This is a genomic window from Peptostreptococcus canis, assembly GCF_014229965.1.
GTDB classification, from domain to species: domain Bacteria; phylum Bacillota; class Clostridia; order Peptostreptococcales; family Peptostreptococcaceae; genus Peptostreptococcus; species Peptostreptococcus canis.
On the sequence record NZ_JABGBW010000002.1, the window covers coordinates 205,637 to 220,027 of the forward strand.

General features: G+C 28.5%; 11 protein-coding genes. 1 reads left to right on the top strand and 10 read right to left on the bottom strand.

The features are described 5' to 3' along the window. Positions 1-9: 9 nt before the first annotated feature. From HLB29_RS04040 to HLB29_RS04055, 4 genes are all read right to left on the bottom strand, one after another. Positions 10-1,173: an AI-2E family transporter gene (locus HLB29_RS04040; RefSeq protein WP_185624126.1), complete on the bottom strand. Its 1,164-nt coding sequence runs from the start codon at positions 1,171-1,173 to the stop codon at positions 10-12. Then, positions 1,173-2,981 carry an ABC transporter ATP-binding protein gene (locus HLB29_RS04045; RefSeq protein WP_185623875.1) on the bottom strand — a complete coding sequence of 603 codons (1,809 nt, stop codon included), beginning with the start codon at positions 2,979-2,981 and terminating at the stop codon, positions 1,173-1,175. The genes HLB29_RS04040 and HLB29_RS04045 overlap by 1 nt, the downstream gene beginning before the upstream one ends. After that, on the bottom strand, positions 2,965-5,133 hold the full coding sequence (locus tag HLB29_RS04050) for an ABC transporter ATP-binding protein (protein WP_185623876.1): 2,169 nt from the start codon (positions 5,131-5,133) through the stop codon (positions 2,965-2,967). Before HLB29_RS04050 ends, HLB29_RS04045 begins: the two co-directional genes overlap by 17 nt. A 173-nt stretch (positions 5,134-5,306) precedes the next feature. Next, complete coding sequence (locus HLB29_RS04055; RefSeq protein ID WP_185623877.1) at positions 5,307-6,074, bottom strand: peptidylprolyl isomerase; 768 nt, start codon at positions 6,072-6,074, stop codon at positions 5,307-5,309. 840 nt (positions 6,075-6,914) lie between these two features. Between HLB29_RS04055 and HLB29_RS04060 the strand changes: the two genes are divergently transcribed. Further along, a complete protein-coding gene (locus HLB29_RS04060; protein ID WP_185623878.1) occupies positions 6,915-7,370 on the top strand; it encodes a hypothetical protein in 456 nt (151 codons plus the stop codon). Positions 7,371-7,534: 164 nt separating this feature from the next. Here HLB29_RS04060 and HLB29_RS04065 read toward each other — a convergent pair whose 3' ends face one another. The 6 genes from HLB29_RS04065 to HLB29_RS04090 are packed head-to-tail and all read right to left on the bottom strand — an operon-like array spanning position 7,535 to position 14,272. After that, positions 7,535-9,253, bottom strand: coding sequence for an ABC transporter ATP-binding protein (locus HLB29_RS04065; protein ID WP_185623879.1), 1,719 nt, complete (start codon positions 9,251-9,253; stop codon positions 7,535-7,537). Further along, entirely contained in the window at positions 9,243-10,994 is a 1,752-nt protein-coding gene (locus HLB29_RS04070; RefSeq protein ID WP_185623880.1) for an ABC transporter ATP-binding protein, read from the bottom strand. Before HLB29_RS04070 ends, HLB29_RS04065 begins: the two co-directional genes overlap by 11 nt. A 1-nt stretch (position 10,995) precedes the next feature. After that, positions 10,996-11,586 (bottom strand): MptD family putative ECF transporter S component, encoded by a 591-nt coding sequence (locus HLB29_RS04075; RefSeq protein WP_185623881.1) that lies wholly within the window; start codon positions 11,584-11,586, stop codon positions 10,996-10,998. Beyond that, positions 11,579-12,994, bottom strand: a complete 1,416-nt coding sequence (locus tag HLB29_RS04080) for an ABC transporter ATP-binding protein (RefSeq protein WP_185623882.1) — start codon at positions 12,992-12,994, stop codon at positions 11,579-11,581. Before HLB29_RS04080 ends, HLB29_RS04075 begins: the two co-directional genes overlap by 8 nt. Then, a complete protein-coding gene (locus tag HLB29_RS04085) occupies positions 12,991-13,695 on the bottom strand; it encodes an energy-coupling factor transporter transmembrane component T (protein WP_330604391.1) in 705 nt (234 codons plus the stop codon). The genes HLB29_RS04080 and HLB29_RS04085 overlap by 4 nt, the downstream gene beginning before the upstream one ends. After that, entirely contained in the window at positions 13,664-14,272 is a 609-nt protein-coding gene (locus HLB29_RS04090) for a TetR/AcrR family transcriptional regulator (RefSeq protein WP_185623883.1), read from the bottom strand. The genes HLB29_RS04085 and HLB29_RS04090 overlap by 32 nt, the downstream gene beginning before the upstream one ends. Between the last annotated feature and the right edge of the window lie 119 nt (positions 14,273-14,391).

Genomic DNA, 14,391 nt, shown 5'->3' on the forward strand with positions numbered 1-14,391 from the left:
CACTATTAATTATTTATTTATATACTCATTTTTATCGGTTGGCAAACCCTTTTTAATTAGTTTAGCATTAATACTTTCACCGACTATAGTGTGGATTATAGCAAATATCGGAACACCAAAAATCATTCCTATTATTCCGAAAAACTTGCCTGCCAATAAAAGAGAAAACAATATCCAAAATGATGATATACCTATGGAACCTCCTAATATTTTTGGACCTATGATATTCCCATCCAACTGCTGTATAAAAAATATAATTACAGCCAGCCATAACGCCTTAATAGGATCCACTAATAATACAATCAATATAGATGGTATGGCTCCGATAAACGGACCGAAAAATGGTATGATATTTGTAATACCTATAATAAATGTCAATAAAATTTTATAAGGCATATTTGTTATTGAAAGAATTATGAATGTAATAAAGGCTATTATTACAGAATCAACAATCTTTCCAACAATAAACTTACCTAATATTTCATTTGATAATCTTGTTATATATAAAATTCTTTCTGTTTTCTCATCAGTAAATACAGCTGATATAAACTTTTTACACAATGCATAAAACCCTTCTTTATCAGCAAGTATATATATTGATATTATTAGTCCAAGTACCATATTCCATATACTCATTACTATATTAATAAAGAAATTTGCAAAATATGGAACAAAATTTGTAGCAAAATTTATTGCCTTTTTACCAATTATATTTATTTGCTGATTTACTGCAGCTCTACTTGCATCAGTAAGATCAATTTCATTAATAAAAGAATCTGTATGCGAATACAGTTGATTCACTAGATTAGGAAAATCTTTTACTAATATAGATATACTATCTGCAACTTGTGGTAATACAAATTTTAAAAATAAAAGAATCACAACAGACAATGATATGTATGTCAAAAGTATAGATAAAAATCTTTTTGGTTTCTGCTTAAGGTTGTGATTATTTTTAAAAATTTTTCTTTCATAGAAATCCATAACAAAATTTAACAAGTATGCCAAGGCAAATCCTAATATAAAAGGCTTTATGATGGACAAAAATGTATTAGTTAGTTCACTCAATTTTGCAAATTTAGTAACACTTAAATAAAAGGATACTCCTAAGCAAATGACTATAACTGCATATACAGCTATCGTTGTATATTTTCTATTCCAATCTATTTTCATCAATTGATCTCCTCCAGTTCTTCATACTGTGAGTCATATAGATTTTTATAAAATCCATTATTTTTCATCAGTTCATCGTGTGTACCCTGTTCAACTATGTCACCCTCATTTAATACAAGTATTAAATCTGCATTTTTAATAGTGGACAATCTATGTGCTATAATAAAACTCGTTCTATCTTTAATTAAATTGTCCATTGCATTTTGAATCATCTCTTCTGTTCTAGTATCAACAGAACTTGTTGCCTCATCTAGAATAAGTATTTTGGGATTGGATAAAATTGCCCTTGCTATTGTTAAAAGTTGTTTTTGTCCTTGAGATATGTTCTTTGTATCTTCGCTCAATATTGTTTCATATCCATATTTTTGAGTAAGAATAAACCTATCTGCATAAGCAGCCCTTGCCGCCGAGAAAACTTCTTCATCAGTTGCATCTAATTTCCCATATTTTAAATTATCCATTATTGTACCATTAAATAACCAGGTATCTTGAAGCACCATTGCAAAGTTTTTTCTGTATTCATCCAGTTCAAGTGTAGATATATCTCTTCCATCCAATAGAATTCTGCCGTGATTTAATTCATAAAATCTCATTAATAACTTCACTATTGTCGTTTTTCCGGCTCCTGTAGGTCCTACAATAGCTATTTTCTGTCCGGGACTAACCTTTAAATTAAAATCCTTAATAACTATATTTTCATCATATCCAAACTTAACATGTTCAAATTCTATTGCACCTTCTACCTTATCATCCGGAATAACTTCTTTTGCACTAAAATCAATTTCCTCTTCATCAAGAAAATCAAATATTCTATCCGCTGCAGCTATTGTAGATTGAAGCAGATTCATGATCTGTGCAATTTGATTTAATGGTTGGGTAAAAGTTCTCATATACTGAATAAACGCCTGTATATCACCAACTGCTATTTTTCCGGCTATTGTTAAATATCCTCCTAAAATAGCTACAACGACATATCCTACATTGCTTATCAACATCATCATGGGCATCATAATACTTGATAAAAATTGAGATTTCCAGCTGGTTTCATATAACCTATTATTTATTTTATTAAAATTTAATTGTTCAAATCTTTCGGCATTGTGAGCTCTTACTATATTTTGTCCTGAATAAGTTTCTTCTATCTTTCCATTTAACTTACCTAGATATTTCTGTTGCAATTTAAAAAAATGTTGTGATTTTCTAATTATCATCATCAAGCAAAACATAGTTATAGGCACTAATAGTACAGCTACTATAGTTATCATAAAATTAATAGTCAGCATCATAATAAAAATACCTACAACAGTTATTACTGAAGTAACTGCCATCATTAAACTCTGATTCAGAGATTGACTTAGAGTATCTACATCATTTGTAACTCTGGAGATAATGTCGCCTTTTTCATTTTTATCAAAATAAGAAATTGGCAATCTATTTAGTTTTTCAGAAATTTCCTTTCTTAAGTTGTAAGATACCCTTTGAGCTATTCCACTCATTATATATGCTTGTAAATATGAAAAAACTGAACTAACAGTATAAAGAACGACCAAAAATATCACTATTTTTAAAACCTTAGAAAAATTTATCCCCATACTTGGATTTGATATTTTTCTCATTACTCCATTAAATATCTCAGTCGTTGCATTACCCATTATTTTGGGTCCAACAATCATAAAAACTGTTGACAATATTGAAAATACTGCAACTATAATCAATTTAATATAATCATTTTTCATATATCCAAGTAGTCTCTTTGTACTTTTTATAAAATCTGCATTGGAAGACTTGTTATTATTTTTTGCTTTCATTTTTCAATTCCTCCTCTGTCAACTGTGATTTGGCTATTTCATAATAAATCTGACATGATTTAATCAGTTCATCATGAGTACCTTTTCCTACAATATATCCATTTTCAAGGACTATTATTTCATCAGCATCCATTATAGTATTAATTCTCTGGGCAACTATAATCAGTGCTTTATCGTATAAATTCTTTTTAATTTCACTTCTAAGTTTTCTATCTGTTTTAGCATCTAAAGCTGAAAAACTATCATCAAAAACTATTATTTCAGAATCTCTTGCTATTGCTCTCGCTATAGAAATTCTTTGTTTTTGACCGCCTGATAAATTTGCTCCGCCTTGAGAAACTACACTTGCATATCCGTTGTCCTTTTTCTTTATGAACTCTTGTGATTGAGATATTTCAGAAGCTATTGACATTCTTTTGTTATCTCTTATATCTCTTGCATATTCAATATTAGATGCGATATTTCCAGAAAATAACACCGATTTTTGAGGAACAATAGATACTTTTTCCCTAAGTATCTTCATAGGTATATCTTTTATATTTATACCATTAAGACTTATCTCTCCACTGGATACATCCAAAAATCTAGGTATTAAATTTACTATTGTACTTTTCCCAGCACCTGTAGAACCTATAATTGCTGTCACCTTTCCTTTTTTTGTCGAAAAACTAATATCATTTAGCACATTTTCCATTGCACCATCATATCTAAATGATACATTTTTAAATTCAAGACTGCCTTCTCTATCAAAACTACTTATTTTACCATTGTCCTTTATAGAAATTTCACACTCTAAAACTTCACCTATTCTATTAGCACTTATCATAGCTCTTGGAAGTATCACGGAAATCATTGATATAAATAAAAATGCCATTATAATTTGAATTGTATACTGAATAAATGCCATCATATCTCCTACTTGAATTACACCTGCTTCAATATTTTTAGCTCCTACCCAAATAATAAGTAAAGTAGTGGCATTCATTACAAACATCATAAAAGGTTGCATCAATGACATAATTCTCGTTGTATATAAATTCGTTGTGGTAAGTTCTTTATTCACTGTATCAAAACGCTCTTCTTCGTATTTATTAGTCCTGAAGACTCTATTAACCTCTATCCCGGAAATAAATTCCCTAGTTACTAGATTCAATTTATCTATTATCACCTGTGTAATCTTGAATTTCGGTATTGCCTTTCTCATAATCAAAAATATAGAAACAAGAGTAACAAATATTGATAGTGCAATTATCCATAACATAGATATATTCAGCCTGTATACATTTACAAATGCTCCTACAGCCATTATCGGACCATAAAATATAAACCTTAATACCATCACTGATGACTGTTGTATTTGTTGAATATCATTTGTACATCTTGTTATAAGCGATGCAATAGAAAATTTATCCATTTCTAAATTTGAAAAACTCATAACTTTTTCAAATGAATCTCTTCTTACATCTTTAGATACTTTTGCGGAAACTTTAGCAGATATAAAACTCACTAGTATCGATGCTAGTCCGCTTAAAATAGCTATAATTATCATAATAGTTCCGGTTTTCCATAAATACTTTTTTTGGCTACCTTTTACATTAATCCCATAGCTATTATATAAGCTTTTAACCATCTTTATTCCAATTTGTTTTTTCATATACTCTGGAATTTTCTTCTCATTTACCAACCCATCCAAAGATTTAATTTTTTTATCATTATTTTGACTTGCGATATATCTGGCATAATTCGTAAAAGCATTATTTGCATTTGATTCAATGTCTTTCTCCTTAATATCACCTTTTAAGACATAAAAATTTTTAGAGTACATTTTTTCAGGTAAAATTTTTATATTCTTATTTTGTTCCTTTATTTTTTTATTTTTCCCACTATTTGAATTTGGTACCCAGTACTCATATGATTTTGCAATCTTAACTTTATCGTTTTTATCCGCCAACGATAAAAAAATAGCATATGTTGACTCATCAACAACCTTTGGAACTGAACTTTCAAATCCCTCTTGCTGTATACCTATATTTACTATATCAGATGTATACTGAGGTAAAAGTAATTCAAATCTTACTTGAATACCTAAAATAACTATCAGCATAATTATTGAAAATATGTGTTTTTTGAAGTAAGATAAAATTCTTCCCATAATTTCACCCTTTCTATTTTATTATTTTTAAAATCACAAAATACCTAATTTTATTTATATATTTATTTAGAATATCATTGATAATTTCACTCTATATTATTATAACACTTAAACACAATTTTTCCCATAAATTGAAAAAGGAATTCTAATAGAATTCCTTTTAATCACAATAATTATTCATCCTTTTTATTTATAACTAATATATCTTTATACTTATCAGTTAAAACTTCTAACTTAGCTATAAAAGCCTCATTTTGTTTCTTAAAAATCAAAGAATTTTCGACTTCTGATTTTACATCTTCATATTCGCACTGAGATTCTTCAGTACGATTAGTCACTAAAATAAGATGATATCCAAATTGAGTTTTTACTGGAGAAGAAACTTTTCCAACCGGAAGTGAAAATACTGCTTCTTCAAATTCAGGAACCATCTGTCCTCTGCCAAAATTACCCAAATCTCCTCCATTCATATTAGATGGACAATTTGAATATTCAACAGCCGCATCCTCAAAAGATATTTCTTTCTTATTAATCTTTTCTTCTATTTCCTTTGCTAAATCTTCATTATCTACAAGTATATGTTTAGCAGAAGCTGTTTCAGGATTTACAAACTGTTCTCTGTTTTCTTCAAAGAATTTTATCTTTTCATCATCTTCTATTTTTATTTCGGCAAGTACTTTATTAACTGCATACTGTTTTAACATATTGGCTTTTATTAATTCCATTTCCTTTATGAAATTTTCTTCCTGGTCAAACTTGTTTTCTATAGCATCTAGATAAAACAATTCTTGATTTATCATATCAGCTAATATTCTTTTTCTACCTTCTTCATTATCAAACTGTTGCTTTTGAAGTGGTTCTAAACTATTTATTGCTGATTCTAAATCTTCAGCTGTAATAACTTTATCTCCAATTTTTGCTAAAAAATTCATTTCTGTCATTATTTTTCCTCCGTAAATTAATATTTCAACGTATTTATAATAACATTTTTTATATAAAATGTCCACTATTAGTAAAAGTATGTTAAAAGTAGTATAAGTAAACCTGACAGGATCCCAACTACACCTATATCATTATATTCTTTCTTTATTAATTTCCAGGAAACAATCATCAAAAAAACACACATTCCCATTTTCAAGTATAACAATAATATATTTGTCGGATATATCATAAAACTATATAAAGAAACCAAATATGTAACAGCAGTAGATAAGGCAAACAAAAAATATCTTTTTGAACTTACTTTTTTCATAATATATCTTATAAAAAGAAGAACAATAAATATAACATCTAATACCAGATAAATTGTAAATAGTATATCATTATAATTTTGTATTGTAATAACTATCCATTTATACCAATATATAGGCCAAAAAAGTAAACTAATCAATCTAAAATATATTTCCATAAAGGACAATTTTCTCAAATCGTTGAACATTTCAAATTTTTCCTCCATTTGGGACTGTTTATAAAGCAAAACTATTTTTATTCAATCAAAATCATAAAAATACATATTTTCGTATTAATAAATATTTGTATTAATAATCGAATAATAATCAAAAAACTTTTACTCTATGAAACAGACACTCATAATATCATTATTATATCATATATAATGTATACTTTGATAGCTGACAATTTTACAAATCATTTTTACTCCTAAAAAATTATATACCTATTGTCTATAATCTTTAAATATTGCCCTTTTAATTTATCTCTATATATGATAAAATAAATAAGGTATTTTTGTAATTATATTTTAAATGAATGGAGGCTTGGTTATGGGCATAAGAGATAAATTTGCAGAACAATATGCGAGACAAAAAACGATGACCGGACCGGAAAAAAAAGCTAATGACATTATAAGCAAACTTATGTTACAGAAGGCTTTGATTCCGATAGTGGTCATGATCATTCTTGTGATTATTGGCTTTATAGCTAAATTACCATGGTGGGCTGTTCTTATAGCAGATCTCGCTGTAGCTGTAGCTGCTTTCTTCTATCTAAAGAAAGCAGGTGAAAAATATCAGGTATTTACACCATATGTCGGAAATCTTATAAGTATAGAAAAGAAAAATAAGAATGAGTATGTTGCACTGATCAAACAAGGTAAAAAACCTGTTAGACTTGACATTAAGCACGGTGGTGAAGACCTTCTAAAAGTTAAGAAGAATTCGATAGTTCAAATCACTTATAATGCTGAAGGAAAAATTGCCGTATTGGTAAATAGACATTAGAACGATTATAATTATTTATTGTATTATCGAAAAAATAAGTTTATTTTAGAAATCAAAAATAAGGCTAGGTATCTTTATCTGATACTTAGCCTTTCTTTGATACTTAAACTTCTTTACTTCTTTTAAACACTACACTTAAATATAATAAAGTTTCCCTTTACATCTTAATATACATAAGAATCTGTAAGTTCGGATTTTTTAATCATAGCGCTATAAATTTCTGATAATTTTAATACTTCTTCATGTGCACCTTTTGAATCTATAACACCATCATTCATAACTATAATTTGATCTGCTTTTTCCACTGATTTTAATCTGTGAGATATAATAATCACAGTCTTATCTTTAATAAGCTTATTTATACTGTTTTGAATTTCCATTTCATTTTCCACATCCAATGAGGCTGAAATCTCATCAAGTAAAATTATAGGAGCATCTTTTAAAAATGCTCTTGCTATTGATATTCGCTGACGTTCTCCTCCTGACAATTTTGAACCATTTTCTCCAATAACAGTATGATATCCATTAGGTAGTTTTTCCACTATCTTGTCAACATTAGCTAGCTTTGCAGCCAAAATAACTTCTTCATCACTAGCATCTTTTCTACCTATTCTTATATTTTCCAAAATAGAATTGTTAAAAAGTTCTACTTTTTGAAATACAATCGATATATTTTCAAATAGACTTTCTGTACTTATCTTTTTTATATCTTCCCCGCCAATACATATCATTCCACTATCATAGTCATATAGTCTTGAAATCAATCTTAAAATAGTAGTTTTTCCACAACCTGAAGGTCCTACAAGTGCTGTCACTTCCCCTTGCTTTGCAATAAAGCTTACATTATTTATTACTTTATTGTTTCCATAGGAAAAACTTACATTTCTCATTTCTACTTCAAAATTTTCAAGTTTTTTATCAACACCCTCTTGAATTTTTTCTTCTCTTAGCTCTCTGATTCTTTTGAAAGAATCCTCAAAAAACAACGCCATTAAAATATACTCATTTACAGCTGCATATTGAGAAGATATCGTCGTAGCTGCCATAAGATAACCCACATAGTAAAGAATGTTTATTTCTCCTTTTGTAAACAACATTGCGCCTATTACAGCTGTCAATACAGGAGCTAAATATGGCAACAATCCTATCAAAAATGACATAAAAGCCATTGTAAATTCCGCTTTAATATGTATCTTTTCACTATCTTCAAGTTTTTTACTCACGTCTTTTTCTACTTGACCTTGCATGGAATAGCTTTTTATCTCTTGCTGCATTTCAAAAGCCTCTTGAAAACTTGCTGCATTTTCCAGTAAAGTCTTATAGTACTTTCTAACTCCACTTGTTTGTGCTCTGCCTGTAAAAAACATAATGAACATCGCTAGCCATATAGGAACTACTACTGCTAATCCCATAAGTGGTACACTTAATATCATTAAAACACTAATAAGTATAAAAAAATACAAAAATCCTATTCCTTGTGGCAAAGCATGACTGATTACCATTTCGATATTATTAACATCCATCATAATCGTTTGTGACAAATCAGACAAATTATGTTTTGAAAAATAAGAAAGCGGTAATCTTTTAAATTGATTGGCTATATTTTCTCTTAGAGCTGTACTTTCTTCATAAGTAGTATCATAGGTCAATATATACTCTTTTCTTAATATAAAATACATGATTACCACGACAGTTGTCAAAATTGCCATATAAATAGTAAGGCTCTTCAACTCTCCCCTTAGGTAGTCTTGTAAAAACATAAACACTAATATCGGAGAAAATGTAAAGCTAAAAAATTTCAAAAAAGAGAAAATCGATGCTTTTATTGTATTATTTATTCCCTGATCTGTTAGGGCAAAATATTTTTGTATTCTAGCTTTCATTTACAACCCTCCATTCATTTGCATTCTTGTACAACTCTATAAAATGTCTGTATTTTGTATCTCCTACCATCAATTTTTCATGACTGCCTCTTTCAAGAACTTTTCCTTCATCAATGACTAATATTTCATCTACATTTCTAATACTTGATAGTCTATGCGCAATCATAATGACAGTTTTATTTTTCATTAGGTTTGAAAAAGCTCTTTGCATTTCATATTCATTTTCAGGATCACTGGCTGCACTTGCTTCATCTAAAATAATTATTGGTGCGTCTTTTAATATCGCTCTTGCTATGGCAATCCTTTGGATTTCTCCCCCCGATAAATGAACTCCTTCTGCCCCTATTATTGTATTTTCTCTTGTTTTAAATTTATCCAGAATACTATCACACATTGCTATCTTAAGTGCTTGCATCACTTCTTCATAGCTGGCATTTGGATTGCCAATTTTTACATTATCAAAAATACTTTTATTAAAAAGCTTTGCATATTGAAATACAAATGCAATATTTTTTTCTAAAGTTTCACCTGTATATTCTTTAATATCTGTACCACCAATCTTTAATTTTCCACTACTCACAGGATAAAACCCTGAAATTAATTTTGCAATTGTAGATTTACCTCCACCCGAACTGCCAACTAAAGCGTATTTTTTACCTGATTCTAATTTCAAATCAAAATCTTTTAATATACTAACGCCCTTTTCATACTCAAATGATACTCCTTCAAACTCAATATTATAATTTTCCATTTTAGTTACATTTCCATTTATAAGTTTATTTTCATCCATTTTCTCAAATAGATCCTCCAACTTATCTATGGCATCTTTACCAACCGTATAATTTTTGTTAAAAAACATTATTTTTATAAATGCATTATTCAAAAGACCTGCAAAAGTCATAAAAAAGACTACTAAACTAATAATTTCGCTTGCAGGTTCGTTATTAACTATCATAGGATATGCTATAACAATAATTAAAGCAGCAAAACTCATCATTATGCATTGATAGATAACAAAAGGTGTTCTACTCATCTGAGAAAATTTATTTACCACCTTTGAATAATGTAAAATAGCCTTATGAAGCTTCTTAAACGAATCCAAAGCTAAGCCAAATACTTTGATTACTTGTATCCCTCTCACATACTCGACCGTTTCAGAATTAATATCTTCTAAAGCCGACATATATTCTTTCATCATATTCTCTTCAGCATACATAAATTTAAAACATATGATTGCTAAAATTATCACTATTAACATAAGTATCCCTATTTTCCAACTTGCCACAAAAGACAAGACTAAAACTCCAATAGGAAATAAAACAGCATTTACTGAGTCCGGCAATATATGTGCAATAATAGTATGTGTATTTCCAGTATTGTCATCTATGACTTTTCTTGTCCTTCCTGATGGATTTATATCGAAAAATGAAAAAGAAGCATTTAGTAAATGGTAAAGCCCTCTTTTTTTCATATTCGTTTCTAACCTAAATGCAAATACATGACTGCAAATGAGAGATAGCATATATGTTATCGCATAAAAAATGGTTGTTAAAAAAATATACAAAGATATTTGTTTTATTTCCGTTATATTTGCATTCGTAGTTATCTCCTTTAATATTTGCCAGAAAAAGTAATAAGGCAGGAAAGAAATGCAAGTCGCTAAGCCGGAAAAAACTAAAGCCATAATCATAAAAGCTTTTTTCTCCTTTGCATAGGAAAATAATTTCTTTAGTGTATCCATTCTATGATTCCTCCTTAAAATGTTTTTTCAAAATTATATGCCCAATATAAACACCTATTACAGCTAAAACAAATACTATTATAGAGCTAATCACTCCCCAATAACCTGTTGTATAGCGAATATATTCATTCATAGCCTCTGCACTTTGCCCCCTTTTAATCCAGGTTTCTCTATAACTATTTAGGAAAAACATGGCTGGAATAATAGCTCCCCATGCCTGCCCCATATGCATAATTCCTGAAGCTAAAGCAATTTTTAAAACAGATGTATCTTTTGATCTCGAAGCTATAAAATCAGCAATAATTGCAGTTGAAATAGAAGAAATTAACCATGGAAGATATCCACCTCCCATAATAGCAAAAATGCCCATAACCAAAAGTGTTAATATAGAATATTGCCACATCTTTCCTATTTTTCTAGCCATAAAGTAAATGATTATACCTGTAAATATACCGTTAATTCCAGGACTAATAGCATGTCCCAAACCACCAAGCGGCATAATAATCATCATTATCACCAAATAAATAAGCATATAGACAGCAGTTAATAGTGCTATTAATAAAATATCTTTTATTTTTAATTTGTTACTCATAATATGCCTCCATTTCCCCATAAATATCATTTAATGTTTTTATATTTTCTTTTTCTAGATAAAATTCTTTATCTATTTTTGAATCTTTAATATATATTACCTTATCTGTACTTTTTCTTATAAATTCATAATCGTGTGAAATAATAATGATTGTTTTTTCTTTCTTTAAAAGCTTTAAAAGTCTAAGCACTCTTTCCATAGATTTTTTATCAAGTCCGCTTGTCGGCTCATCAAATATAATTACCTTTGCATCACTAACTAAACTAATAGCCAATTGTAATCTTTGCTTTTCTCCGCCTGATAAAGATTGTGGATGTTTATCTTTTAAATGCCACAAATTTAAAAGTTTCAAAGCTTCTTCATTTCTTTTACTATCCTTTGAAGTTATTTCAAGTTCCTTTAAAACTGAAGCACCAAATAGTTGAAAATCAGCATCTTGCATTATATAAAGCAATTTATCCCTTATGTCTATATTTCCCTTATTAGGCTTTATAACTTTTGATATAATTCTCGCCAATGTAGTTTTGCCTGATCCGTTTATTCCTACAATAGTTGTAATTTCTCCCTCATTAAACACAGTGTTAATATTTTCTAAAATATCTCTATATGATACATCTCTTACCCTCACTTTTTCTTTAACACTTTTTACAACTTTTTGTTGTGCAAAATCATGAGAAAAAAGACTAAATACCCTTTTTCCATAACTACTATTTGAAAATTCTTCTTCAGTTTTGAATTCTACTATGTTTTTATTTTCTATCAAAAACACTCTGTCTATTATTCCTTTTAAATAATAAAATCTATGATCTGCAATAATTATAGTCTTTCTCTCTTTTTTTAAATCGGTAATTTGTCCTTTTAATCTCATCGCATTTCCATAATCAAGATTTGCAGAAGGCTCGTCAAAAACAATAACACTTGGATTCGTAATAAGAGCGGTTAAAAGTGCCAAAAACTGTCTTTCTCCTGATGATAAGCTGAAAATATCTCTATTTAATAAATTTTTAATATTAAACTTATTGCTTATGGTTTCTAATCTTAACTCCATTTCCTCATAAGAGAAACCATAATTTTCCATAGCAAAAACAAGTTCAGCAGTAGTGTTATTTGTAAAAAATTGACTTCGCGGATTTTGAAAAACATTTCCCAAAATTAAACTTCTTTCATAAATTTTTAAATTTTCCTTACAATCTATTTTAATATTTCCCTCTAAATGTCCTTCTATTACTTCAGGTATTATTCCATTTAGTATATTAAGCAAAGTAGATTTACCACTTCCACTATCCCCTACGATTAATATTATCTCTCCTGCGTTAATAGAAAAGCTTATATCCTCTAAATTTTTTATTTTTTTCTTATAACTGTTATAATAAGAAAAATTTATATTTTCAAACTCAATTTTTTTCATATCACACCACCTATTATCAAGCTATAACCCAAAATTAAAGTAATAATAGCTATATAATCTGTAATTAAAAATTTACGCTTATAAAAACTTGTTCTTTTATATGGCGCATCCATCCCCTTTGTAAGGCCGGCACTAGTTAGCTCAGAGCTTAGAGTTAAACATCTATATAACTGTGGTACTAATAAATACTCAAAACTTCTTAACGGATGCAAAACAGAAAATTTTACGCCTCTTATTCGCATAGCTTCTTTAATAATCTTAAATTCCTTTTTAAAAGTTGGTATATATCTAAGCGTAACTGTCAATCCAATAATAAATATTTTAGGAAGTCTAACCATTTGTAGGGCTGACAACATCTCAGAGGAATTATATTCAGATATAAGCAGGGAAGCCAAAATAATACAGGGTAAAAAAAGCATCATCATTCTAAACATCGATAAAAACATAGCGTTTTTCGAGTACATAAGTACCAATTCATATAAAGCAAAAAATATAAAAAGATATATAAGTGACTTTATCAACCTTTTATAGTTTCCAGTAATCAACAATAAACTAAGGGAAAAAAACATGGTGAAAAATATGGCTTTATTTGAAGGAAAAATAGTATTAATAAAAGGTAATAATATATTAATAGATATGATAGTCAAAGGATGGAATTTTATACTTTTTTTATTTCTCTGCCTTGAAATGAATAATTGCACTTTTCACCATCTCCTTTATTATTTTCCTATTTAACTCAAAATTTTCCCTAGCATTTAAAATATTTACTCCTAATATAAAAGTATTAAGAATATACGTTATAAACATAAATTCTTCATTTGAAGTCTTATTTTCGTTTTCATAATCAAAAAAATTTAGCAATTCTTCTTTGGAACTTTCTTGAATTTTTTGATAGGTTTGAAAAAGCTCTCTATCATAATTTGTCTCTACTAAAAACTGAGCATATATTTGCATAAGTGGACTATCTGTAAGTATTTTTTCAACCATCAATTCTGCCATAATATCTTCATCTGCCAAATCTTTGATAGATAAATTATTATCCTTAATATATTTTTTTATCAAATTTATCCTATGATTATTCCCTTCTATAAAAATATCAAATATCATTTCCCGAGTACTCTTGTAATGATAATAGACTCCTCCTTTAGACAAATCGGTCTTTGCAATTACATCCTCCATAGTAGTATTATGAAAGCCTTTTTCTATAAAACATTCTATAGCTGCTTGACATATTTCTTGCTTTCTAATTTCACCAATAGATTTCTTTTTACCAGACAATATAACTTCTCCTAACTTTTTATAATAAAAACTGACGTATTCGTCGTTTTTTTATTATACTACGAATGATAATTATTGTCAATAACTTCTTTTTCTTCATTAATTATATAAATTTTTGA